We start from the raw sequence: 24538 nt of genomic DNA, 5'->3' as shown, positions 1-24538 counted from the left end.
AGAGGGGCTGCCTTAAGGGGCAGCCCCTCTTAAATTGCGCTTTGAACCTGGCGCTTGACAGCTTAAAGTCCCGCTTTGCGGACGATTGTTTCGGCGACCTGCTCCGCGCTGTGAAAGGGGAAGTCAGCGGGAGTCAGGAGCTTTCCGGCTTCGCCGGCGGTTAATTTTAAGTCGCCTGCCTGGCAAGTTGTTTCTGCACCGTTGGGGAAAGCCGCCAGCAACGCCTCCGGGGTTGCAATGGGAAAACTTGCTCCCTTCAACGCCCCAATGATTTGGTTTTTAATTGTTTCCCGAACCGACATTTCCAGAACCTCCTCTGTTCTTAAATTTATCCGGAACCTGTCCGGCATTTAAATTTTAACTTGCGGTTTTTTCTCAGGCAGTAAAATGGTTTACAAGAATAACGGGGCGGGCGCAAGAATAACCTGAATCGTACTTTCAGAGCGGCAGTTAAAATCTTTTGGAAGAGGGGCGATAAAGGATGACCTTATGCTCTTCCAGGTAATCGAGGGATGCCTGGAAATCGGCCGGGCTTATTTCCGTTAAATCAGCAAGGGCAGGTAAAGAGATATTGGTCAGAATTACGGCGCCGTTCGAGGATACCTGGCCTTTCTGGCTGAAAAGATGCAGCAGCACCTTCAAAGCTTTCCCCTGGGAGTGTCGGTTTTGATTTCATAAAGCAAGAAGGTCATGAGATTGATCTGGTTGACCAGGGTTTCGACCAACCGGAGATTTGCTTCCCTCTGGTCCTTCCCCGGCGAGCCCGGTTCATCACGGGGTTGATCATAAAATTGATTTTGTTTCATGGTTACCATCTCTCAAAAGGCCTCGGCGGCTGCGGCAAGCTTTTCCCGGTTTAACAGGATCAGGCGATGGCCTTTCGCGGCAATCGCCCCCTCTTCCCGCAGGCTGCCCAAAACATTGGTAACCATTACCCGCGAGGCGTTTACCAGGTTGGCAAGATCCTGGTGCGTAAGTTCGATGTCGATGGTGGTGCCTTCTGGAGACGGCTTCCCGTATTCAACTGCCAGCCTGAGCAGTGTGGCCGAAACCCTCCCCTTGACGTCCCGGAAGGCAATGCTGGCAACCTGCTCGGTGTAGTAGTTCAATTTTTTGCCCAGCAGCTGGATTATTTTCAGGGCTGTTTGGGGGTTTTTGAGCAGCAGCGCAAAGCTCTCCTTGCTGCAGGAACAGACAAAGGTCTCCTCGAGGGCCTGGGCGTTCATGGTGTGCCGGGTGTCTTCGAAAAAGGTGTTCTCGCCGAAGATGTCGTCTTCTTTCAGGATGTTGAGGGTAATCTCTTTGCCGTTCCTGGCTACTTTGAACAGCCGCACCCGGCCGTATTTGACAAGGTAGATGGTATCAGCAGGATCTCCTTCCCGGAAGATATATTCATTTTTTCGATAAACTCTTTTCCCGGCCAGCGACCCGATTTTCTCCCGTTCGAGAACGTCAAGGGTCGCAAAAATGGCCAGTTCCTTCATGCACCGCACCTTGTTCATCTGAAATTTCACCCGTTCATTGCCTCATCAAGCAGTTTGCGCAGGTTGTCAAGCTTAACAGGCATGATTTCAATGGGAACCTGGGTGTAATCGTAAAATTCGAGGATTTTTTCGTCATCGATGGGGCTTAAGCCGGTATCCAGCAGCAGGATCCTGTCGTAGTAGCCGAAATTCTGGCGCGCGTCAACTTCATCCCACTTGAGCCCCTCGACGAAGATCTTGCGCCAGTTTTCCAGCCACCCGGTGGTAAGATAAAAGCTTTTTGCTTCAGAGTCTAACCTGGCCAGGTCATCTCCTAAAAGCATTTCAATACAATTTTTGGCGGGAACTATCCTTGCGCCGTATTCGCCGGCCAGCTTTTCCAGGTCCGGGGCGCACTGGGTACCGATTACCAGAAGAACGTTTTTGCCGGCAAGACTCTTCAGGGTTTCCCTTACGATCTGCGCCAGCCTGTCCGGCTCCACGTGCTGTCCCGGGTCAAGGTAGAAGACATCATCTTCCCTGCCCTCCATTAAGCACTTCAGCTCCTCTTTAAGGATACCACAGCAAACGATCATTTTGCTCCTCCCCTCCAGATTTTAAATTTAAAATCATCATAAGAGGAGGGCAGCAGGCATTTCAGTCAAATGCTTTACAAAAATTTTTGATTTACTCTTGAAACTTCTTTTCTTATCCGGAATGATCTGGGTGGGTTTGCCGGCCGGGTTTAAAAGTGCTGGAAGAAGGGTTTAAGATCGAGGGTTGCCAGGGGTTGGCGGAGATAGGGGCGAGGCTGTCCCCCACCCCCGTGATGAGATTCTTTCCTTTGAATCCCCCCCTTTTTGAGTCTTTCAAGAACTCCCTCCAGCAGGGGGCAGCCAGAAGCGCATATTGACATTCAAGTACGCGAATGCCTAAAATGAAGCCAGGGGTGGTGTTATGCGGACGACTATCGAGCTTTCAAACGAGAAAAGGGCAAAGCTTTTGGCCATCGCGGCGCGCCGGGGGTTGCGGGGCTATTCGCAGCTGATCAACGAAGCCCTCGACTTCTACCTTGCCCTCGAGGAAAAGAAGATGGCCGGCGAACTGGAAGAAGTTCTCCTGCTGGCCGGGGTGCTTACCGAAGCAGAAGCGGCAGAGATGGAAAGAAAGATTGAGGAAGTGTGGCGCAGGTGGCAGTCGTAATAGATACCTGCGTGGTCATTGGTTTCCTCCGCGGTTCTGAGCCGGACAAGACCTGTTTTGTGAAGCTCTTGAAAAGCAGCGAAGGTTTGTTGACCGCCGTCACCGTTTTTGAGCTCCTGGTGGGCTCGGAGCGGGACAGTAAGAAGCAGAAGGCCGTCACGCAACTACTTGGTTTTTTGGGCGTTTTGCCTTTCGACAAGGAAGCTGCCGGTATTGCTGCCGTAATTGGAAAGAAACTCCGCGAGCAAGGCTCGGTCATTGGCACGCGCGACATTTTCATCGCCGGTATCTGTTTGGCCCATAAGTTGCCGATCGTGACCGGGAACAGGGAGCATTTTGCCCGTGTTCCGGGTCTGAAAGTCCTCTCTCCGGCTGCGCTGGCCTCCTCTCAGCGGGGTTAATTTATAGAGCGTTGCGCCGGTGCGAATGGCGGTGCTCCTGCTGCGCAGCGAAGCTTTGCCGGGGGGTTGCAGTCGCGTTCGCAGCTATAAGCGAAGGAGAAGCGCCCGGCGCCGGCGGTTTCGGCGGGCATATTCTCGAGATGCTTTTGTCGTGCAGAATAAAAAAGGGGAGGAGTAACAGGTGCGGCGGAACACGCGGCTTTTCCTGATTGCGGTGATTGCCGTTGCGCTGGGAGTTGTTTTCGGCGGGGCGGGGATCTGGTCGGAGTACATGTGGTTTGCTTCCCTGGGGTACCAGGGGGTGTTCTGCACCCTGTTCTTCACCCGTTACGGCGTGGGCCTGGCCGTTTTTGCGCTCGCCCTCCTCTTTTTTCTGGTCAATTTCTGGTTTGCCAGGCGCTGCCTGCCCCAGCAGCAGGTCCGCTTTGTCCGAAACCGGGTGATCGAACTGGGAGAAAGCTTTGCCCGCCGCTTTCTCTGTTCACGTGCCGGCACCTGGTTGGGGCTGGGGGTCTCTGTTCTTCTTGCGCTTTTGCTGGCGGGAAGGGCCGCTTCGCAGTGGGAGCTGGTCCAGAAGTTCCTCCATGCCTCCCCCTTTGGTGTTGCAGATCCCGTCTTCGGCCTGGATGTTGGTTTTTACGTCTTCAAGCTCCCCTTTTACGAACTCCTGCGGTCGCTTCTGAGTGCAGCTCTGCTTCTGGTCTTTCTCTTAGCCGGTCTTGCCTATCTGGTCCTTGCCTCAGGCGATTTCCTGCGGGGCGGGTGGCGGGTGTTCTCGCCGGTCAAGCTTCACCTCGGTCTTCTTGCGGCCGGCCTGCTCGTGGTGAAGGCCTGGGATTACCGCCTGCGCGCTTACGAACTGCTGCTCTCTCCCGGCGGAGCCTTTTTCGGTGCCGGGTACACCGATCTCCATGCCAGGCTCCCGGCTTTCAAGATCCTGGCGGTGCTTTCCCTCCTGGCGGCGCTGGCCGTATTTGTCGGGATCCTGCGGGGGCGGCTGCGGCCGATCCTCGTAAGCACAGGCATCCTGATCGCGGCCGTACTTCTCCTGGAGGGAGGCTACCCGGTGCTTGTGCAGAAGTTTCGGGTGGAGCCCAATGAGTTCAGCCGGGAGCAGCCCTATCTTGAGCACCACATTGCAGCCACCCGCAGCGCCTACGGCCTCGACCAGGTCAGGAGGGAGGTGTTCGCCCCTGCGGCCTCCGCTCCGGACGCCGGGGCCCCGGGCCAGGAGGTGCTGGCAGCATACCAGGATGCCATCAAAAACCTCCGCCTCTGGGACTACCGCCCCCTGGGGCAGGTCTACAACCAGCTGCAGCAGCTCCGCCGCTATTACCGTTTTCAGGATGTGGACGTTGACCGCTACACGATCGGAGGGAATTACCGCCAGGTGATGCTTGCGGTCCGGGAGCTCGACCAGCGGAGCCTTCCAGAGCGCGCCCAAACCTGGGTGAACCGCCGCCTGCAGTATACCCACGGCTACGGCCTGGTCATGAGCCCGGTCAACGAGGCCGGCCCGCGGGGCCTCCCGGTGTTCCTGTTGCAGGATATTCCGCCCCGGGCGAAAGCGGCGGAAATAAAGGTGACGCGGCCGGAGATCTATTTCGGTGAACTTACCGGTAATGTGGTTGTTGTGAATACCAGGGCGGATGAGTTTGATTACCCCTCCGGGCAGGAAAATGTCTACACCAGATACAAGGGGAAGGGTGGTGTGCAGTTGAGCAATGCGTGGCGGCGCCTCCTGTACGCCGTGCGCTTCCGGGACCTGCGCCTCCTTTTAACGACTGATCTCACACCCGGGAGCCGGATTCTCTACAACCGCACCGTTTGGGATGCCCGCCGCCTGGCGCCCTACCTGATGTACGACAGGGATCCCTACCCTGTTCTTGCCGGGGGCCGGATCTACTGGATCTGGGATGCCTATACCGTGACCGACCGCTATCCTTACGCGGAGCCCCACGGCCGGCTGAATTACATCCGCAATTCCGTGAAGGTCGTGGTGGACGCGTACCACGGGGAGATTGCCTTCTACGTCAGCGACCCTGTGGATCCGTTAATCAGGACCTACAAGAAGATCTTCCCGGCCCTGTACCGCCCTTTGGATGAGATGCCGCAGGACCTGCGCGCCCACCTTCGCTACCCGGTCGATCTGTTTCAGGTGCAGTCCTCCATCTATGCTGTTTACCACGTCAGCGACGCCCGGGTTTTTTACAACCGGGAGGACGAGTGGGCGATTCCCTCTGAAAAGCATACTGCTGCCAGCCAGAAAATGGAGCCCTACTATGCCATTGTCCGGCTGCCGGGAGAAACGCAGGCGGAGTTCGTGCTGGCGCTTCCTTTGACACCTGCGAAGCGGGAAAACCTGATCGCCTGGATGGCGGCGCGCTGCGACGGCGGCCACTACGGAGAGCTGGTGGTTTATGAATTCCCCAAGGATGTTCACGTCTACGGACCGATGCAGGTGGAGGCCAGCATCGATCAGGATCCTGACATTTCCCAGCAGCTGACCCTCTGGAGCCAGCGTGGCTCTGAGGTCATCAGGGGGAATTTGATTACCGTACCCATCGCCGGGAAGCTCCTCTACGTGGAGCCCCTTTTCCTGCAGGCGGAGGAGAGCAGTTTGCCGGAGCTTGCCCGGGTGATCACCTTTTACGACGGCCGCCTGGTGATGGATAAGGACCTGCAGGGAGCCTTAAACCGGCTTTTTGCTTCTCAAGAGCCTCTGCCCCCGGCGGCGCCGGAATCCGGGGCTCCTGCGCCCCCGGCCGACCTCGCCCGGCGCGCCCTTGAGCTGTACAGAGAGGCCCTCGCGCGCCAGCGCGCCGGGGACTGGGCCGGCTACGGAAGGGCTTTAGAGGAACTGGGAGAAGTGCTGGAGCAGATGAACGAGGGGGCCCGGGGCGCCGCGTCTGCCTAGCTTTTGCTTAATTCCCACGACCGCCGGTCCCGGTGCTTCACGGCAAGGCCGGCAGCGGGCCTCCCGAGGTTTTTTTGCGAATGGAGAAATGTTATAATAAATTTAACGCTGGAAGAAGGGCGGAGTGCTTTGTCCCGGGGGAAAGTGCGGTTTTTTTGCAGGGACTGCGGGTATGAAACAGGGAAGTGGCTGGGGCGCTGCCCCGGCTGCGGGGGGTGGAACACCTTTTATGAGGCTCCCCCGAAGCCAAAAAAACTGCCTTCGCCTCCTGCCTCTCCTCCTGAGCCGCTGGTCGCCTCCTCTTTAGCTCCCGAGCCCCGGTTTGGCGGGCACTCCGGCGAACTGAACAGGGTGCTGGGGGGAGGGATCGTCCCGGGCTCCGTAGTCCTCCTGGGCGGGGACCCCGGCATCGGAAAATCCACGCTCCTTCTCCAGCTGGCTGCCTATGTGGGGGAACGCCACGGGCCTGTCCTTTACGTTTCCGGAGAAGAATCGAAACACCAGGTTCAGATGCGGGCGCAGCGGTTGGGCGTGTCCTGCCCGCGCCTCTACTTCACGGGAGAAACCGACCTCGCCAGCATCTGCAGCTTCATTGAAGAACTGGCGCCGGTGCTGGTGGTCGTTGATTCCATTCAAACGATCTCTCACCCCGATATCCCGCTTCTGCCCGGGAGCATCGGCCAGCTGCGGGAATGTACCGCAGAACTGGTGCGGCTGGCAAAGCTCCGGAATTTTGCCTGCTTTCTGGTGGGCCACGTGACAAAAGAGGGGACGCTGGCCGGCCCCCGGGTCCTGGAGCACATGGTGGATACCGTCCTTTCTTTTGAAGGAGAACGCCACCAGAACCTCAGGCTCCTGCGTGCGGTGAAAAACCGCTTTGGAGCAACCAACGAGATTGCCGTTTTTGCAATGGGAGAGAACGGCCTCGAAGAGGTGGGCAACCCCTCCGCCCTTTTTCTTGCCGGGCGCGCCGGGGGTGTTCCCGGCTCTGTTGTCGTTGCGGCCCTCGAGGGGACGAGGCCGGTTCTTATCGAGATCCAGTCCCTCGTCTGCCCCGCAGCTTTCGGCACTCCCCGCAGGGCGACGACCGGGGTTGACTACAACAGGGTTGTGATGATTGCGGCGGTTCTGGAGAAGCGGGTGGGGCTTCACCTTGCCAACCAGGATCTCTACGTGAATGTGGTGGGGGGGCTTAAGGTGCTGGAGCCTGCTGCCGATTTGGGGGTCGCCCTTGCCCTCGCCTCAAGCTTCCGGAACCGTCCGGTGGATGCCGGAACGGTGGTGCTGGGGGAGATAGGGCTGACGGGGGAGGTGAGGGCGGTTGCTCAGGTTGAGCAGCGCTTGAAGGAGGCCCGCCGTTTGGGTTTCAGGCGGCTGATCATCCCGGAGCGCAACCTGGCGCTGCAGGAGCGGTACGGGGATCTCGAGCTGCTCGGGGTGAGAACGGTTCGGGAGGCGCTCGAGTTAGGGATCTGAGAGGGATTTTAAAAATTTTTGGGAGGGCAACAGTGAAAGAGGATCAGGTTCAAGAGGAAAGAGGAAGGGAAGAAAAACCGCAGAAGAGCAGGGGTGCCCGGGAGCCTCTCAAGGAGAAGGAGCCCTTGAAGGAAAAGGATCCGAAAGAGAAGGATGGCCGCGAGGCCGGCAAAGAGGTGAAGGAGGCCCGCGAGGCCAGGGAAGAGCGGCCGGAGAAGGACGACGGCCTCCTCAAGGCTTTGAAAATGGTGGCGCCGGGGACCCCCCTGCGGGAGGGCCTTGAAAGCATCCTGCGGGCAAAAATGGGGGCGCTGATCGTCATCGGGGACAGCCTGGAAATTTTGAGCCTGGTGGAGGGGGGCTTCCAGATCGACACCGAGTTTACTCCGCCCAGCCTGTACGAACTCGCAAAAATGGATGGCGCGATTGTCCTGAGCCACGATGCCAGGCGAATTCTGTACGCCAACGCCCAGCTTGTTCCGGATCCCCTCATCCCTTCGGTGGAAACCGGGATCAGGCACCGGACGGCAGAACGCGTGGCGCGCCAGACGGGGGCCCTGGTCATCGCCATCTCCCAGCGCCGGAGCGTGATCACCCTTTACAAAGGGGCGATCCGCTACAGCCTCCGGGACATCGGTGTGATCCTCGCCAAGGCCAACCAGGCAATTCAGACCCTGGAGAAGTATAAAGGGGTCTTTGACAAGGCCGTTCTCAATTTGACTGCTCTCGAGTTCGAAGAGCTGGTGACCGTTTACGATGTTGCCCGCGTTGTCCAGCGCGGCGAAATGGTGATGCGAATCGTCCGGGAACTGCAGAATTACATCAGCGAGCTGGGCACCGAGGGGCGGCTCATCGCGATGCAGGTGGAGGAACTGGCGGCAAATGTCGAGGAGGAACTCCTTCACGTCATCCGGGACTACCATGTTGGAGAAGTCCAGGGCCCCCTTGAGGACAGGCAGTTCTTCGCCAGCTGGTCCTCGGAGGAGCTTCTCGATTTAACAAACATCAGCCGCGCCCTGGGCTACGGAGCCGCCGCCAGCGTTCTGGATCTTACGGTTTACCCGCGGGGCTACCGGATCCTTCAAAAGATCCCGCGTCTTCCCTACCAGATCATCGAAAACCTCATCCAGACCTTCCACAACCTGCAAAACATTCTCAAGGCTTCCATTGAGGAACTGGATGAGGTCGAGGGGATCGGTGAGGTCAGGGCGCGCGCCATTAAAAACGGCCTGCGCCGCCTCCAGGAGCAGGTGATGCTCGACCGCTATATCTAGCCGTATTTTTGATAAATCAAAAAAAGCATCCGCTGGGGATGCTTTTTTTGTTCCAATTTGTCCGGTTCATGCAGCTTTCCCGGAAAAAGGCAACCCGTCCTTTTCGGGGCCGGAGAACTCTGAAAAAAGGGTCAGGAAGGCCATCAGGTGAAATTAAAGACACGGAGCGTGCTGATCTTTTTGTGTTCCTTGAGGAAAATATCGTAGAGGTTCAGGTCAAGGAGGTTGCAGAGGGCCGTCAGATAGAAGAGGGTTTTTCCGATTTCCGTTTCGATGATTTCCCGGCAGTTCGGACAGAGTTCTCCGCGCAGGTGGCTTTCGAAGTAGTCCTTGAGATCCAGGAGGGAGGCGTCGGAGGGAATCGGCTTTTTCTTGGCTTCGATGCTGAGGCAACCGCAGCCGGTAACGGCTTTCACGGTAGCGCGGTTGGTTCGGGCACATGCTTCCTGGAATTTGGAAAGGACGTCCAGAATGCTGTGGTGGCGGATGAGAAGCTCGGACACCATATTCTGGAACTCGTCACAGATCAGGTCCTTCATTCACCAGGCCTCCTCATCACTTTGTATGTGCCGGTCAACCTAATTATAGCTGCATCCTTTTTCTTTTGTCAATTCTGCCCTGGAAATCTACAGCTGTCAGCTCAGGGGTGGAGGGTCAACAGATTCTCCTGTTTTTGACAGAAATAGGCTGTTCTGATATAATAAAATCAGTCTGATTACTCCAGGAGGCCGGAAAAATGTTTAAGGTTGGAGACCAGGTTGTGCACCCGATGCATGGCGCCGGGGTTATCGAGACCATCGAGAGCCGGGGCGAAGACCGCAGGGAATACTACGTGCTCCGGCTTTTTTCGGGAAACCTGAAAGTGCTCATCCCGGTGGAGAAGGTGGAGCAGATCGGGGTGCGGCAGGTTATAAACGAAAAGCAGATCCCGGGCGTTTTTAAAGTTCTGGCAAGGGACGAGCAGGTCAAAAACACCCTCAACTGGAACCACAGGTACCGGGCGAACCTTGAAAAAATCCGGACCGGAAATGTTTTTGCGGTTGCGGAGGTGGTCAGGAATTTGATGCGCCAGGAGCTGAAAAAAGGCCTGTCTTCGGGGGAAAAAAGGATGCTGGAAAGCGCCCGCCAGATCCTGATCAGCGAACTCGTCCTGGCAGGAAAGATGGATCCCGAGAAAGTGGAGTCTCTCATCAAGGAAGCCGTTGCCGGTGGGTGAGGGGACGGGCCCGGAAAGCTTCTCTTGTAGATTGCTGGAAATTTGCGTATAATGAAAGCAGCAGTAACCCAGAATAAGGGTATCGGCTGGTAAAGGGAGGTGGAAAGTTGGCGCGGCGCATTATTCAAATCCTTCTGGGACTGGCAGGCGGGGGGCTCGGTTTTTCTCTGGGGTTTTTCATCGGTCGCCTTGACTTCATCAAGTCCTTCATTCCAACGGCAGGGGTCCCATGGTACTCCCTCGTCGGTTTGCTCGCCTTGCTCTTTGGTTTTGTGACCTTTCTTCTGGCGCCCTGGTTCATGAAGGTTACCCTGCAGATGGTGCGCTTTTTCGAGGCAGCACTCCAGCGCACCCCGATGCAGGATCTGGCCGGCGGTGCTTCAGGACTTATCGTAGGCCTGATTATTGCCAATTTGTTAGGGGCTCCACTGGCCCGGATCCCCTGGGTGGGGCCGTACATTCCCGTTGCCGCCAGTCTGCTGCTCGGCTATCTGGGATTGAGCGTGGGGTTGAAGAAGAAGGAAGAGCTGGCAGGTCTTTTTTCTTTTCTGAGGCCTGGAAGCAAGCAGGTGCGCGGTGAAATCCCGAAAGGGGCCTGCAAGATCCTTGATACCAATGTGATTATCGACGGGCGGATTGCGGACATCTGCCGGAGCGGTTTTCTGGAGGGAACCCTGATCGTGCCTCGCTTTGTTCTGGAGGAGCTCCAGCACATTGCGGATTCCTCGGACCTGCTCAGGCGCAACAAGGGGAGGCGGGGCCTGGACATTCTGAATAAAATGCGCAAAGAGCAGGGGATCCGCGTCGAAGTCCGGGACTTTGAGGACCTTGAGGATCATGATGTGGACACGAAGCTGATTAAGGCGGCCAAGCGGTTGGATGCTCCGGTTGTCACAAATGACTACAATCTCAATAAGGTTGCGGAGCTCGAAGGGGTGAAGGTTCTGAACATCAACGAGCTGGCCAACGCCGTAAAGCCCTTGTACCTGCCGGGCGAAGAAATCGGGACGGTTGATGTCATCCGGGACGGCAAAGAGGTGGGCCAGGGGATTGCGTATCTGGAAGACGGGACGATGATCGTGATCGAAGGCGGAAAGAAGTACATCGGGCAGAGCATATCCGTGCTGGTTACAAGTGTCCTGCAAACTTCGGCAGGGCGCATGATTTTTGCCAGGCCCAAGGTCGCGAAAAAGGATGCGGCATCTTCCCGACGCTACCATGAGGTGAAGATTATTGGATAAGGTAGGCGGGGTGATCGTTGCGGCCGGCCGGGGGGAGCGGATGGGTGTTTCCCTCAACAAGGTGTACCTTCCCCTCGGGGACCGGCCTTTGCTTTTGCACAGCTGCATGCTTTTCGAGGAGGCCCCGGCGGTTGCCTGCTACGTGGTGGTCGTCCACCCCGGGGAGCACTCCTTTTGCCGCGCCCTCCTCGCACCCTACCGGCTGAAGAAGCTGGCCGGCGTGGTGGCGGGCGGTGAAACCCGGCAGGATTCCGTTGCTGCAGGGCTGCGTGAGCTGCCGGAGGACTGCACCCTGGCGGCCGTGCACGACGCCGCGCGGCCTCTCCTGGCGCCGGAGGTGCTGGAGGGGGCCGTGCAGCGCGCCCGGGAAAGCGGCGCCGTCGTCGTCGGTGTGCCGGTTAAGGACACTATCAAAATCGTCGGAGCGGAAAGGCAGATCCGGGCAACCCCTGCCCGCGAGGAGCTGTGGATTGCCCAGACCCCCCAGATCTTCAGGCGCGCCCTGCTGGAAAGGGCCCATGCAGAAGCGGAAAGGGAAGGGTTTACGGGAACCGATGATGCTTCCCTGGTGGAGCGGCTGGGGGAGCCGGTTGAGGTTTACCCCGGGAGCTATGAAAATATCAAAATCACCACACCCGAGGACCTCCTGCTGGCCGAGGCGATCTGGGAGCGGAGGCAGAAGAAGGATGAGCGGAAGGAGGCCGGAGGGCCCCCGGTGCGGGTCGGTATGGGCTGCGATGTCCATCCCTTTGCGGAGGGGCGCCCCCTCGTCCTGGGGGGAGTGGAGATCCCGGGGGCGCCGGGCCTGGCGGGGCACTCTGATGCAGATGTTGTGCTGCATGCGGTGATGGATGCCTGCCTGGGGGCGGCCGGCCTCCCTGACATCGGCTCCCACTTTCCCCCTTCGGACCCCTGCTGGAGAGGCGCGCCGAGCCTTGCCCTTCTGGCGCATGTCAGGAGCCTCCTGGCCGGGGCGGGCTTTGCCGTTTCCCAGGTGGATGTGGTGGTGGCCGCCCAGGCGCCGCGCCTTGCCGCCTACCTGGATCTCATGAAGGAAAGGATCGGCCTGGTTCTGGGGGTCCCCCCGGGGGCGGTCGGGATCAAGGCGACGACTACCGAGGGGCTGGGCTTTGTAGGGCGCAAAGAGGGAATTGCCGCCTGGGCCGTCGCAACACTGGTACCGAAAAGAGTGAATAGAAAAACGATTGCGGGGGAGGTACTTAAGCAGTTCTTAAGCAAGAAGGGGCCGGAGGATGAAGTGCTGCTTGATCCGGTTTTACGCCGAACTTAATGACTTTCTTCCTGCGGAAAAGAGGCAAAAAGCCTTTCTGCATTTCTTTTCCGGGCGGCCCGCCGTCAAGGACCTGATTGAATCCCTGGGCGTGCCCCACACCGAGGCAGACCTGATCCTGATCAACGGGGAGTCCGTGGGCTTCTCGCGGCAGGTGGAGGACGGCGACCGCGTCAGCGTGTATCCCGTTTTCGAGAGCATTGATATTTCCCCTGTCTTGCGCCTGCGCCCGGAGCCGCTGCGGGAAGTGCGCTTCGTTCTGGACGCGCACCTGGGGAAGCTGGCCTCCTACCTGCGGATGGTGGGGTTTGACACCCTTTACAGCAACGACTTTTCCGACGAGATGTTGGCCGAGATTTCGGTCAAAGAGCGCAGGATTCTCCTCACCCGGGACCGGGGCCTGCTGAAGCGGAGCAATGTCACCCACGGCTGCTTTGTGCGAAGCACAAATTCGCGCGAGCAGCTCGTCGAGGTGCTGCGCCGCTTTGACCTTTTCGGCGCCCTCCGGCCCTTTCGCCGGTGTATGTGCTGCAATGGGGTGCTGGAGGCGGCATCCCGGGAAGAGGTGGGGGAGCGCCTGCCGGCAAGGATCCGGGAGCGCTTCAACGAATTCCGCCTCTGCCGGAACTGCGGCCGCGTCTACTGGAAGGGCTCCCATTACGAGCACATGAAGCGCTTTCTCGGGCAGCTCCTGAGCGGGGAGGTTGCCGAATAAAAACGGCCGCCCTCCCTCCTGTTTTTGGAGTGCGGCCACCCCTGCTCTCAGGCAGGGAAAAAGCTTTGCGCGGATCATTTCAGCTTAAAGGTTGCGAATAACTGCACGAGAAGAACTCCCAGCAAGACAAAAAGAATTCCCAGCGTACCCCACAAGAGAATGCTGCTGAGCGTCGTGTTTTCCACAGCCCTTCCCTCCCCCCGTTTTGCTGGCCCCGAGAGATGTGATTGTTTTCACTAGCTTCTACGTATTTATTCTGCAAAAAGTGTGCCAGAATATGCTTCCGGTCCGGAGCCGGGGGGGAGGTTTTTTTGAAGAAAATACGGGGCAAAAAACAGGTGTAAAGAGTTTCTCGAGGGCGGCGTTTCATCTGGTGTTTCGCTTCGTTTAATTTTGAAATCTATCCGGGCGGGATCTGTGTTCCAAAATGAAACACAGAGATTACAGGTTGCCGGTGCTTTTTTTCAGGCGGCGCCAGAGGGTGGTCCGGCTCACCCCCAGGATCTGGGCGGCCCTCTTTTTGTTCCCGTGCACCGAGGCCAGCACATCGCGAATTGCCTGCTCTTCGAGGCGGGCAAGGGTCTGCGCGGGGCGGCCCTCGGCGGGTAAGGCTCTGAGAGGAAAAGCAGGGCGGGCCGGCGAAGCGTGAAGGCACTCTGCGACAAGGTCGGCGGGGATCAGGTCCTCGTCGGTCAGGATGACGAGGCGCTCCATGATGTTCCGGAGTTCTCTGATGTTGCCGGGCCAGGGGTAGGAAATTAGAAGCTCCATTCCCCTGGGTTCGATCCCCTTCAGGTTTTTGTCGAACTTTTTGTTGAAGACCTGCAGGAAGTTTTCTGCCAGCACGGGGATGTCTTCCGTCCGCTCGCGCAAAGGGGGGATGATCAGGGTGAGGACGTTGATCCGGTAGTAAAGGTCGGCCCGGAAGCGGTTCTCTTCCACCATTTTCCGGAGGTCGCGGTTTGTGGCGGCGATTACCCGGATGTCCACGGGAATCACCCGGTCGTCCCCCAGGCGCATCACCTCATGCTCCTGGAGGACCCGTAAGAGCCTCGTCTGGAGGCGTTCTGACATTTCGCTGATTTCGTCCAGGAAGATTGTTCCTCCGTGTGCCAGTTCGAAGAGGCCCTGCTTCCCCCCTTTTTTTGCACCGGTGAAGGCGCCTTCGGCGTACCCGAAGAGTTCGCTCTCCAGCAGGTTTTCCGGGACTGCGGCGCAGTTCACGGCAATGAAGGGCCCCTCCCGCCGCGGGCTTACGTTGTGCATGGCGTGGGCGAAATATTCTTTTCCTACTCCGGTCTCCCCGCAGATCAGGACGGTGGCATCCACCCTTCCAAAGCGCTTGGCTTTTTCCACGACGGCTTTTGTGCGCGGGCTGGGGCCCAGTATGTCGGTGAAGTGGTATTTGGCCACGTGGCCCCGGTCCCGCAAACTTCTTCGCACCTTCTGGTCGAGCATCTGGAGATTGCTGATCTCCTGGAAGGTGGCTACGGCGCCGGTGGCCCTGGTGTTGACGATGATCGGCATTACGTTGACGGCCACCCGCGTTCCGTTTTTCAGGATTTCTACTTCACCGATTTCCGTTTTTCCCGATGCAATTACCCTTTCCAGGCGTGCTCCAAGCGGGATTGAAGCGGCCGGCCGGCCGATCACCTCGGCGTGGTTGAGGCCGAGAATCCGCTCCGCCATCGGGTTGAGAGCCGAAATTTTACCCTGGGCGTCCACGGCGATGATCCCGTTGTCTACGAAGTTGATGATCGTTCTGATTTCTTCTGCCTGCGCCTTTTCCCGGCTGCGGACGGCAAGCACCTTCCTGGCCTCCCGGAGGGCCTGGGCGATCGCCTCCTGTCCGCAGGGAATGAGCACGGTCTGCAGGCCGCGGGCTGCCGCGCGGGGAAGGACGCAGATGTTGCCGATGACCACATCAACCCCATGCCTGACCAGAATGTCAATCCCCTGATCGATCTGGTCGAAGGTCTGCAGAGGGACCCTGATAATTTCCAGGCCGAGGATTTCTTCGAGGGCGGCGGCGCCCCGGATCATCTCGGGAAGGTCGAGAATTCCCACTTTTCTGCCCTTCGCCTGCGCCTCCAGCACGGCCCGCAGCAGGTCATACCCTGTGGGGATGATCTCCACAACGGGGACAGGGAGGTTCTCCCGCGCGATCAGCCAGCCTGTGGCTCCCTGGCTGACGATCACTGCTGCCCCCTCTTTCAGTGCCTGGCGGGCGAGGCGGACCCCCTCTGCTAATTTCCCGATTTTGATTTCCAGGATTATCCCCAGCTCCAGGGCAACTTCGCCGGCGAGGGCGGCGAGCCTCCGGTAAGGGGCGATCAGAAAAATGCCGTCCATACATTCCCCCCTTGGGAGTCATTGCGCTTGTTTTTATCACTCTTTTTTATTTTACTCCTGCCGGAACCTTCCTGCAAACTGCATTGGCAATCTACAGCCAGCGCTTGCGGCGGAAGAAGACGAGCATCCCGGCACTGATTAAGAGCATCACTCCCAGCACCGCAGGGTAGCCGTAGGGGGAGCGCAGCTCGGGCATGTAGTGAAAGTTCATACCGTAGATCCCCGCAATCACCGAAAGGGGCATCATGATGGTGGTGATGATGGTGAGGATCTTCATGATTTCGTTCATGCGGTTGGAGATGCTTGTGAGGTAGACCTCGAGGGTGGCCGCCAGCAGGTCGTGGTAGTTGTCGACCAGCTCGAAGAGGCGGAGCAGGTGGTCGTAGACGTCCATCAGGTAAATGTGGTCCTCTTCTTTGAGGTAGGGCCGGGGGCGGTGGATTAAAGCATTGAGAGCTTCCCTCTGGGGGGAGAGGGTTCTCCTGATCCGGAGCATCACCCCGCGCAGGTTGAAGGCCTCGGCCAGCCACTTCTGGTCCGGAGAAAGAAAAACCCCTTTTTCGGCTGCCGCCAGGCACTCCTCCAGCTGGTCCAGGAGGGGAAAGTAGGTGTCCACGAGGCGCCGCAGGATCTGGTAGAGGAGAAATCCTGTTCCCTTTTCCGTGAGTTCCTCTGTTTCCGCGTACTCCCGGTAAATTTCTTCAACGAACTCGAGCCTCTGCCAGTGAAAGGTAACCAGGTAGGTTGGCCCCAAAAACGTATCAAACTCGTGGACCGCAGTTGCTTTTCCTTCCAGGATGAGGGCTTCAACCACGTGGAGGACCAGGAAGAGATAGCCGGGGTATTCGTCGAGCTTGGCGCGCTGCAGGCCGTGCAGGCAGTCGTCGATGCTCAAGGGGTGGAAGTGAAAGACCTCGCTCAAGATCCCGGCTTCCTCGGGGGTGGGAGCCTCCAGGTCCACCCAGAGAAACTCTTTTTGAGCCAGGGCGGCGGCGATTTTCTCGTTCAGGGCGCGCCCCTCGCCCTTGAGGGCTCCCCTCCTTGTAATCATCCGGATCATTTTCTCTTCTCCGTTTCGGGTTGCTTTTCTGCCGCGTCGGGTGCTTTGCAGTTTTGTCATTCGGGGTGCGGGCAGGCAGTGCCGCCGGTCTTTACAGGAGGTGACGGGGGTAGGTGGCGAAAAAGCCTCTTGCCTCCTCCAGGCTGGTGTCGGGGGCAGGGATGATCAGGTCGGATTCCACCAGCTCGTCGTCGGGCACCCTCTTTCCCTTGTTCTGGACGAGGGCGGCCACCTCCCGGAGGCGCGCCGCGAATTCTGCCTCATTCCCGGCGCTCAGGGCATCCAGGAGAAAGTCGTCCAGCCGGTCAAGCTCTGCCAGCGCCTCCCCCTCCAGCCGGTACTGGCCTTCGGTGAGCACCCTGATGATCATGCTTTGCCCACCTCTCTCTTCAGGCGGGCGAGTTCGTCTTCCACCCGGCCGCTTGCCTCCATTTTCCGGAGTTCTGCCTCGATCCCGTCCTTTTCTCCCAGCGGCTCCTCCAGCACACCGGTGGCGATCAGCTCGTCAATCGCCGCGGCGCGGGCGCGCATTTTTTCGGTTTTCTGCTCCGCCCGCTCGAGCGCCAGCCCGACATCGGCCATTTCCTCGGAAAGGCCGGTCATCGCCTCCCCGATCTTTACCTGGGCCTCGGCTGCAGAGTACTGCGCCTTAATCACCTCTTTTTTCGTCCTGAAGGCTTCCACCTTTGCCCGGAGCCGGTTCTCGACCTGGGTCAGCTTCTCCTGCTCCTGCTGCAGCCCCTGGACCTGCTGCTCCAGGTCCTGGATCTGCTGCTCGATCTGCACCTTTCTTTCCAGGGCGAAGCGCGCCAGATCCTCCCTTCCCTGCCGCAGCGCCTCCTTCGCCTGGCTGTCGAGTTTGGCGAGGCTGTCCCGGAGCCTCACGGTCTGGAGCTCAAGCCGCTTTTTTGAAGCAACAACGTTGGCGATGTTGCGCCGCACGTTCTGAAGGAGTTCCAGCTGTTTTTCGTAGGAGTAGTCCAGGGTCTCGTGGGGGTTTTCCATCTGGTCCAGGATCCTGTTCATTTTTGCTTTGAAAACCGTGGAAATGCGCGCCAGTAAACCCATGTTTTCCAACCTCCTTGAGCCTCTTAAGTAGAGTATAACCTCACGGTTCCCTATTTAAGCGGACCGCCTTGCTTTTCTCGCGCAAAAAAATGTGCGCTCAGTTATGCGCCTGCCTCTTTTCAGACCGGGCACCCCCAGAGGGGGTACCAGTAGCTGAAGTCTTTTTCCCAGGGGAGCTCTTTTTCTAGAAGCGCCTGAATCCTGGTCTCCTCGGCGGTGTCGCGCTCCCCCCTCGCGCCGGACGCTCCTCTCCTGGGGAGAAAGGGGTAGAAAGCCCCTCTCTTGTAGTTGAAAATTAAGTAAAGGGTCTCCCCTTTTCTTTCCGGGTCCTCCTCCTGCCTGAAGGGGAAGACCGCCGCCAGGAGCTGTGTTCCGTATCCCTTTTCGGCAAGGGTCTGGCCGGCCAGGTGGACGAGGGCGACCAGATCGTCCCAGTCCGGGTCCTCGAAGATGAGCCACCGGTACTGGTATTCGTCATCCCGGACCTCGAATCTGGTTTTCATTTCTCTGCTCGCGAGATCCAGCAGTTCCCGGAGCTCTTTTTCTGTCGCCCGGTAATCCTGGCCTGCCGGGGGCCTGAGCACCACCCCGGCGCGCCCCCCGGGAACCCAGCCGAGCTCTGTCTCGAAGGTGATGGCAGCGGTGGTCAGGGCGAAAATGGGGTCGAGGCGGGCCTGTTTGGGGCGCGAACCCCCGAAGAGAATGTCGAAAAGCCCCATTTCAACCCCTCATCTGCCGTTCCAGCTCCCGCAGGTAGGCGAGGCGCCGCTCCAGGGAGGGGTGGGTTGAGAAGAGCTCTGCAAGAGCCTCTCCCCGCAGGGCGGGAATGATGAAGAAGGCGTTCAGGGCCTCGGTCTGGCGCAGGTCGCGGGCGGGTATGCGCTCGATTGTGTTGCTGATCTTGATCAGGGCGCTGCCGAGCAGGGCCGGTGCTCCTGTGAGAAAGGCCGCCCCCCGGTCTGCCGCGAACTCCCGGTAGCGGGAAAGCGCCCGGATGAGGAAGAAGCTGAGCACCCAGACGACAAGCGAAACAAGGTAAACCAGCGCCGCACTTCCCCGGTCCTCGCGGTCGCGGTCAAAGCCGCCTCCCCAGAAAAAGAAGTTCTGGACGATAAAGGAGGCTACGGTTGCGAAAAAGCTGGCAAGAGTCATTACCGCTACGTCCCTGTTTTTGACGTGGCTCAGCTCGTGGGCAAGGACGGCCTCGATCTCCGGCTTTTCCAGGCGCTCCATGAGTCCGGTGGTCACCGCCACAACCGCATGGCGCGGGCTCCTTCCTGTAGCAAAGGCGTTGGGAACCGGAGTAGGAACGACAGCCACCCTGGGTTTGGGGATGTTGGCTAAAGCCGCCAGGCGCTCCACCAGGCCGTGGAGCTCTGGGGCCTCCTGCGGGCTTACCTCCCGCGCCCCTGTTGAAAGGAGCACCAGACGGTCCGAGAGGTAATACTGGGCGAGCAGCATGATGCCCACGATGAAGATCAGACTTGTGAAGCCGATGCCGGCGCGCCAGAGCACCACACCGAAAAACAGGTAGAGGGCAGCCAGCAGGAACATGGTGAAGAACATCCTTGCCGTCAGGCCGTGGTCAACCGGAAACCGCCTCATGGTTGCTGTTCAGTCCTCCTTGTAGTTGGCTTGAGTTTTTGGCCGCGAAAAACCGCAAAAATAAAGGAGTCCCGCGGCCGCAAAAATTTTTGTTTCGTGCCGTCGGGGCTTGTCAGACTCCTCTTTTGATTGTTTGTACGCAGCTGCTGCTACATAAATATACCACAACCGGCCTGAAAATACAAGTTGCTCGGTACTGGTCCGCGTTAAGATGCAGGAGGTGGCGCCTAAACGTTTTGTGCCCAGCGAGGAAATACGGGTTCTGCTTTTATGCTTGTGTCTGCTCTGGGAATTTTGTAAAATATAATTGGTAAAAATAGTACTTAAGTAGGTAATTTTTAATCAGTTTTAAGTGCAGCGGGGGAATTGTTTTTGGGCAAAGGGTTCATCACTCTTGTTCCACTGGACCAGGTTTCCTCTGGCATGAGAGCAGGCCGTACGGTATACGACGGAAAGGGCCGGGTGCTTGTGCTTGCGGGGCAGGAACTGGACGGTAAAATCATTAAGCGCCTGGCACGGTTTGGTGTGATGTCGGTTTATCTCCAGGTTCCGGTAGAGAATGAGAACGGTTGCCACGGCGGAGGTCATCCTACGGAACTGATAAAGGAAGCGACCCGTCAAAAGGCTATTCATGAAGTAAAAAGGGTTATGCACAGGGTAATCAGGCAAAAGAATGCATCCGTCAGAAAACTGGAAAAAGTTGTACTCTCAATCATCAACGAATTATTAGATCTTGATGAAATCGTCATTAACCTTATTGATATTCGCACTATCGACCACTACGATTTCTGCCACTGCGTCAATGTGTCCGTCCTTTCCCTGTTAATTGGGATTAGTATGGGGTACGGCAGGGAATCTTTGCTGAGCCTTGGCATGGGCGCGATTTTGCATGATCTCGGGAAGCTTAAAATCCCGCGCAAAATTCTTTTGAAGCGCGGACCGTTGACCAGCAGCGAGTATGCTGCAGTAATGCGGCACACCTGGTACGGGTACGAAGCGTTGAGCGGCTACCCAAATGTAGATCGAAGGGCGAAACAGGTTGTACTGCTGCACCACGAAAGGTTTAATGGACGGGGCTACCCGTTCGGGTTGAGGGGGAAAGCAATTCCCGATTTCGCCAGGATTGTAGCTGTTTGTGATGTCTACGATGCGTTGATTACAGACCGTATTTACCGGAGGAGGTACTCTTTTGCAGAGGCGAATCGCATCCTGGTTGCGGATCGGGATTATTTCGACCCTGAGGTAGTTAATATACTGCTGGGGTATGTATGCGATACCCTCCGGGAACGCCCGTGAAGCTGGATTCCGGCCAGGCTGGAAGCGCAACAGAAACGTTGGCCTGGGGCAAACGCGCACCGGCGGCTTTTGGTTCCGGCATAAAGTTTTAGATCGGGAGATTGTTGTGGATTGGCATGAGGATAGCTTTTAATGTTCCTGTTTGAAGGCGTTGGAAACTGGTGAACTGGCAGGGGGTCATCTGGAGAAAGGAGGCTGTCGATTAATGGAAGGCCTGGCAGAAAAACTTCTGCTTTGTGAGTGTAAAAAGATTGATGAAAGTGATTACGGGGGGGGGGGGGAACCAGGAAGACAGCGATGGCAAAGTTGCCGTCATCGGAGGCAAATTGAAAATTTGGAACCCCCGTGGCCGGGGACGCTACCCAACTGTTACCCCTGGGAAAGGTGTTCAAATTTACCTGAACGGTTCACTGGTAGAAGATACCGTCGTTGTTTGCGAGGAAGACGAAATCGAAATTAGATTGCCGTCCGAACCGGCAGAATTTATATACCAGGTGAGAGTAAGTGAAGACAAGTTCACCGCCTTTATTAAGGTGGAAAAGAAGGCGGGTTACTGCTACTGTCTTCAAGACACTGAACCAGGCACCAGTATTGTTTTAAGAGCCGCCAAAAAAGAGGAAAAGGAGCCGGCACTGCCTCCGATTGATCGCATCATCGAGGACATAAAGCGGCAGGGAATAGTTTTTGGTATCGACAGAGATGCAGTATCCAGGGCCTTTTCCGTAGATTGCGGGAAAGAGGTAGTTATTGCACAGGGAATACCTGTTACACCGCCTGTAGATGAAAGGATTGAGTATATTTTTCTGAGCAGCCAGGAAGAAACTGAGGAGAAAATTATTCCGGAGAATGCAGATCGCGTCGATTACCGGGAGCAAAGAAAATACTTTTGCGTCGAGCCGGGCGAAGTTCTTGCCCTAAAGCATCCGCCGCAGTTTGGGAAACCTGGGATGAATGTCTACGGGGAAGCAGTAGAACCTCCCTTGCCGAAATTCCAAGAGATTCGGGTAAAAGATAACGTCCGCCTGATGGAGGCGGGAAAAAAAGCGGTTGCCGTTAAGAGCGGGAGGCCGGTTTTGAAAAACGGTTTCCTCTTCGTTTTGCCTTTGCTTGTAATCGAAGGCAATGTGGACATGTCTACCGGCAACGTTAGTTTTAAAGGGGATGTGGTTATCAATGGTAATGTTCAGGAGGGAATGAAGGTACGGGCTACAGGAATGGTAGAAGTATTGGGAAGCGTGATGAAAGGCTATGTTTATGCAGGGGGGCCTGTGATCATAAGGAAGAATGTCATTGGAGGCTTCGTTTGCGCCGGCGGGGTTCTGGCCGTTTACGAAAAAGCAAAAACGCTCCTCGAAAAGTTGAAAGGAGAACTTGAGCTCATTGAAAGTGTGGTTGCTAAAAAGAACAAAGAGCTGTCCAGCCGTAATGAATTATTAGTCGATTTGCTTGCAACCGCACAAAAGAACCTGAGCCAGATGGCTTCGGCAATTAAAACTTTCACCGAGCAGGTATCCAGGGAACACGGCGAAGCTGTAGATTATTTTTTCATTGAAACTATGAAGGAGATCGAACGAGAACTCAGAACGCCGGGACAGAGGGAAGCCATTAACCGCCTTCAGGAGAAGGTTAATGAAGTGCTTCTGTATTTAAACTCCGGGCCTGCTTCCGATGTGTACATATCTGCTTCTAACTGCCACAATGCAAAATTGGAATCGGCCGGAGCGGTTGTAATTAGGGGTAAAGGGTGCTACCATACAGAAATTTTAGCAGGCGGAAGTGTTTCCGTTATGGGATGCCCCGGTATTTTTCGGGGCGGGCAGATTGTTGCGCGCGGGGATGTGGTGGTAAAAGAATTGGGCTGCCCGGCGGAAACAATCACGAACGTTCAGGTAGCTCCCCATAAAAGGATTAGCGCGGAAAAGGTTTACCCGAATAGCATCCTCCGGGTCGGACCCCAGATTATGAGGATTCAAAAAATGACTCGTTTCGTTGACTTCAGCGGCGGCGATGATTAAAGGCAAACAAGGGCAAACAAGGGGACGGTTCTCTTGTTTGCGAAGACAGCTGGTGATAGAATAAGAGAAAACTGAAAGGGCGGAGGAGAATGCCTAGAACTGCCAGGGAAAAGAGCAGAACAGGGATCTATCATGTTATTGTGAGAGGAATAAACCGCCAGGAGATATTCCACGACGCTGAGGACAATCAGAGGTATTTGGAAATCCTTGAGCGAATCACAAGGGAAACCGGATCCGCCGTGCTGGGGTACTGCTTGATGGGAAACCATCTTCACTTGCTAATACAGGAAGGCCATGAAAGTATTTCGGTTTTTATGAAGCGGTTGGGAACCAGCTATGCACTTTGGTATAACCGGAAGTATGACCGGACAGGACATGTGTTCCAGGATCGGTTTAAAAGCGAAAGCGTGGAGAACGATGCCTACTTACTAACAGTGATCCGGTATATCCATCAAAACCCTGTAAAGGCAGGAATCGTTGAAAGGGCACAGGATTTTCAATGGAGCAGCTGTTCAGCCTATGTTCAGGGAGAAGATCCCTGTAAGCTGGTTCAAACCCGGTTTATACTCGGGCTCTTTGCGGATGACAGGGAAACAGCAAAGCAACGCTTTCTACAATTTATGGAAGAACCCGCTACTGACCGGTGCCTGGAAGTCGGGTCTCAGACAAGGATAAGTGACGAAAGACTGGGGCAAGAAATCAAAAAAATATTAAGAGGCAAACCGGTTAGTATTCTGCAACAGATGGAAAAACCGGAGCGGGATAAAATCCTGCGGAAAATCAAGGAGATAGAAGGAAGTAGCCTCAGACAGATTGCGAGGATAACTGGATTGACTGTCCATACGGTTTATAAAGCGGTTAATAAAGACTGAAGGGAGAGCAAACAGGAGAACCGTCCCGCTGTTTGGGTTATTCGATTTTCAGCACCTTGGCCCCCCGGATCTTGCGGTTTTTCAGCTCCACCAGCGCCAGGTTTGCCTCCTCCAGCCTGTACTCCTGGATCTCCGGCCTGATGGGAATTTCGGCCGCGAGTTCCAGGAACTCCTCCACATCCCGGCGCGTTACGTTGGCGACGCTCTTGATCTCCTTCTCCAGCCAGAGGTGGGTGGGGTAGTCGATTTTTAAAAGAGCTTCTTTGTCCCCCTCCTCTTTTCTGATGGCGTTGATGACGAGCCTGCCCCCTTTTGCCAGGTGCCGCAGGCCCTCCGCCACCGGCATCCAGACCGGGGTGGTGTCGATGGCGCAGTGCAGCTTCTGGGGAGGCTCTTCTCCGAAATCGCCGGCCCAGCAGGCCCCGAGTTCCCGGGCGAAGCTCCTTTCAGTTTCGGTTCTGGAAAAGACGAAGACCCTGGCGTTCGGGAACCTGTGCTTCACCATCTTGAGGACGAGGTGGGCCGAGGCCCCGAACCCCAGGAGCCCCAGGTTCTGCCCATCTTGAAGTCCGGTCAGCCTCAGGGAGCGGTAGCCGATCGCCCCTGCACACAGGAGCGGCGCGGCCTCGGCGTCGGAGAAGAGCCCCGGAATCCGGTAGGCGAAGCCTTCGGAGACTGTGGTGTACTCCGCGTACCCCCCGTGCGCGTCCCTTCCCGTTGCCCGGAAATCGCTGCATAAGTTTTCTTCGCCTCTGAGGCAGTATTCGCACTTTCCGCAGGCGGAGTGGATCCAGGCAATTCCCACCCTTTCGCCGGGCTTGAACCTTCCCGCCCTGCCTCCCGTTTTTTCCACTCTGCCGACGATCTGGTGGCCTAAAATAACGGGGAGGCGCGGGGGAGGGGTCCTTCCCTCAATTTCGTCGATCTCGGTGTGGCAGACCCCGCAGGCCGAAACCTTAACCAGAATTTCGCCTTCCTCCGGGGCGGGGACCGGCAGGTCAACCAGCCTCAGGGGAGCCTCGTTTTCTTCCAGGCTGCAGAGGCGCTCCAACACCATTGCCTTCACTTCCGCT

At 57.0% G+C, this 24538-nt stretch carries 24 protein-coding genes; 12 read left to right on the top strand and 12 right to left on the bottom strand.

The annotated features are described in order from the left end of the window. Positions 1-62: 62 nt before the first annotated feature. The 4 genes from HPY58_04930 to HPY58_04915 form a co-directional block, all read right to left on the bottom strand. Complete coding sequence (locus HPY58_04930) at positions 63-302, bottom strand: hypothetical protein (protein NPV28998.1); 240 nt, start codon at positions 300-302, stop codon at positions 63-65. Positions 303-638: 336 nt separating this feature from the next. Then, positions 639-815 (bottom strand): hypothetical protein, encoded by a 177-nt coding sequence (locus HPY58_04925; GenBank protein NPV28997.1) that lies wholly within the window; start codon positions 813-815, stop codon positions 639-641. 3 nt (positions 816-818) lie between these two features. Continuing rightward, complete coding sequence (locus tag HPY58_04920; protein NPV28996.1) at positions 819-1502, bottom strand: Crp/Fnr family transcriptional regulator; 684 nt, start codon at positions 1500-1502, stop codon at positions 819-821. Positions 1503-1510: 8 nt separating this feature from the next. Next, positions 1511-2059, bottom strand: a complete 549-nt coding sequence (locus HPY58_04915; protein ID NPV28995.1) for a DUF1638 domain-containing protein — start codon at positions 2057-2059, stop codon at positions 1511-1513. 361 nt (positions 2060-2420) lie between these two features. Between HPY58_04915 and HPY58_04910 the strand changes: the two genes are divergently transcribed. From HPY58_04910 to disA, 5 genes are all read left to right on the top strand, one after another. After that, on the top strand, positions 2421-2666 hold the full coding sequence (locus tag HPY58_04910) for a hypothetical protein (GenBank protein NPV28994.1): 246 nt from the start codon (positions 2421-2423) through the stop codon (positions 2664-2666). Next, positions 2645-3067 (top strand): type II toxin-antitoxin system VapC family toxin, encoded by a 423-nt coding sequence (locus tag HPY58_04905; protein ID NPV28993.1) that lies wholly within the window; start codon positions 2645-2647, stop codon positions 3065-3067. Before HPY58_04910 ends, HPY58_04905 begins: the two co-directional genes overlap by 22 nt. Positions 3068-3248: 181 nt before the next feature. Next, positions 3249-5984, top strand: a complete 2736-nt coding sequence (locus tag HPY58_04900) for a UPF0182 family protein (protein ID NPV28992.1) — start codon at positions 3249-3251, stop codon at positions 5982-5984. 129 nt (positions 5985-6113) lie between these two features. Then, positions 6114-7460, top strand: coding sequence for a DNA repair protein RadA (radA, locus tag HPY58_04895; GenBank protein NPV28991.1), 1347 nt, complete (start codon positions 6114-6116; stop codon positions 7458-7460). Positions 7461-7465: 5 nt separating this feature from the next. Beyond that, positions 7466-8734 carry a DNA integrity scanning protein DisA gene (gene disA / locus HPY58_04890; GenBank protein ID NPV28990.1) on the top strand — a complete coding sequence of 423 codons (1269 nt, stop codon included), beginning with the start codon at positions 7466-7468 and terminating at the stop codon, positions 8732-8734. A 143-nt stretch (positions 8735-8877) separates the two neighbouring features. On the opposite strand, the gene HPY58_04885 is transcribed toward disA, so the two are convergent. Further along, entirely contained in the window at positions 8878-9273 is a 396-nt protein-coding gene (locus tag HPY58_04885; GenBank protein NPV28989.1) for a DUF1573 domain-containing protein, read from the bottom strand. Between the two features lie 197 nt (positions 9274-9470). On the opposite strand from HPY58_04885, the gene HPY58_04880 reads away from it, so the two are divergent. The 4 genes from HPY58_04880 to HPY58_04865 all read left to right on the top strand — a co-directional run bounded on the left by HPY58_04880 (position 9471) and on the right by HPY58_04865 (position 13197). Then, positions 9471-9950, top strand: a complete 480-nt coding sequence (locus HPY58_04880; GenBank protein NPV28988.1) for a CarD family transcriptional regulator — start codon at positions 9471-9473, stop codon at positions 9948-9950. A gap of 107 nt (positions 9951-10057) precedes the next feature. Continuing rightward, positions 10058-11191, top strand: a complete 1134-nt coding sequence (locus HPY58_04875; GenBank protein NPV28987.1) for a PIN domain nuclease — start codon at positions 10058-10060, stop codon at positions 11189-11191. 40 nt (positions 11192-11231) lie between these two features. Further along, a complete protein-coding gene (gene ispD, locus HPY58_04870) occupies positions 11232-12482 on the top strand; it encodes a 2-C-methyl-D-erythritol 4-phosphate cytidylyltransferase (GenBank protein NPV28986.1) in 1251 nt (416 codons plus the stop codon). Then, entirely contained in the window at positions 12445-13197 is a 753-nt protein-coding gene (locus tag HPY58_04865) for a Mut7-C ubiquitin/RNAse domain-containing protein (GenBank protein ID NPV28985.1), read from the top strand. Before ispD ends, HPY58_04865 begins: the two co-directional genes overlap by 38 nt. A 441-nt stretch (positions 13198-13638) precedes the next feature. Here HPY58_04865 and HPY58_04860 read toward each other — a convergent pair whose 3' ends face one another. From HPY58_04860 to htpX, 6 genes are all read right to left on the bottom strand, one after another. Further along, complete coding sequence (locus HPY58_04860; GenBank protein ID NPV28984.1) at positions 13639-15549, bottom strand: sigma 54-interacting transcriptional regulator; 1911 nt, start codon at positions 15547-15549, stop codon at positions 13639-13641. 91 nt (positions 15550-15640) lie between these two features. Next, a complete protein-coding gene (gene corA, locus HPY58_04855) occupies positions 15641-16609 on the bottom strand; it encodes a magnesium/cobalt transporter CorA (GenBank protein ID NPV28983.1) in 969 nt (322 codons plus the stop codon). A gap of 91 nt (positions 16610-16700) precedes the next feature. Then, positions 16701-16979 carry a hypothetical protein gene (locus HPY58_04850; GenBank protein ID NPV28982.1) on the bottom strand — a complete coding sequence of 93 codons (279 nt, stop codon included), beginning with the start codon at positions 16977-16979 and terminating at the stop codon, positions 16701-16703. Then, the gene (locus HPY58_04845) at positions 16976-17677 is read right to left on the bottom strand and encodes a PspA/IM30 family protein (protein ID NPV28981.1); all 702 of its coding nucleotides are present in this window, start codon (positions 17675-17677) and stop codon (positions 16976-16978) included. The genes HPY58_04850 and HPY58_04845 overlap by 4 nt, the downstream gene beginning before the upstream one ends. A 119-nt stretch (positions 17678-17796) precedes the next feature. After that, a complete protein-coding gene (locus HPY58_04840; protein ID NPV28980.1) occupies positions 17797-18396 on the bottom strand; it encodes a hypothetical protein in 600 nt (199 codons plus the stop codon). Position 18397: 1 nt separating this feature from the next. Beyond that, positions 18398-19282: a zinc metalloprotease HtpX gene (htpX, locus tag HPY58_04835; protein ID NPV28979.1), complete on the bottom strand. Its 885-nt coding sequence runs from the start codon at positions 19280-19282 to the stop codon at positions 18398-18400. A 372-nt stretch (positions 19283-19654) separates the two neighbouring features. Here htpX and HPY58_04830 point away from each other — a divergent pair, with 372 nt between their 5' ends. The 3 genes from HPY58_04830 (at position 19655) to HPY58_04820 (ending at position 23465) form a co-directional block, all read left to right on the top strand. Further along, the gene (locus tag HPY58_04830; protein ID NPV28978.1) at positions 19655-20578 is read left to right on the top strand and encodes an HD-GYP domain-containing protein; all 924 of its coding nucleotides are present in this window, start codon (positions 19655-19657) and stop codon (positions 20576-20578) included. A gap of 236 nt (positions 20579-20814) precedes the next feature. Beyond that, a complete protein-coding gene (locus HPY58_04825) occupies positions 20815-22593 on the top strand; it encodes a DUF342 domain-containing protein (GenBank protein ID NPV28977.1) in 1779 nt (592 codons plus the stop codon). An 89-nt stretch (positions 22594-22682) separates the two neighbouring features. After that, positions 22683-23465 (top strand): transposase, encoded by a 783-nt coding sequence (locus tag HPY58_04820; protein ID NPV28976.1) that lies wholly within the window; start codon positions 22683-22685, stop codon positions 23463-23465. Between the two features lie 37 nt (positions 23466-23502). Here HPY58_04820 and HPY58_04815 read toward each other — a convergent pair whose 3' ends face one another. Continuing rightward, on the bottom strand, positions 23503-24531 hold the full coding sequence (locus HPY58_04815) for a zinc-dependent alcohol dehydrogenase family protein (protein ID NPV28975.1): 1029 nt from the start codon (positions 24529-24531) through the stop codon (positions 23503-23505). Positions 24532-24538: the final 7 nt, after the last annotated feature.

This window comes from Bacillota bacterium (genome assembly GCA_013177945.1).
GTDB lineage: Bacteria > Bacillota > DSM-12270 > Thermacetogeniales > Thermacetogeniaceae > Ch130.
This window is presented reverse-complemented; position numbering and strand designations above follow the sequence as displayed.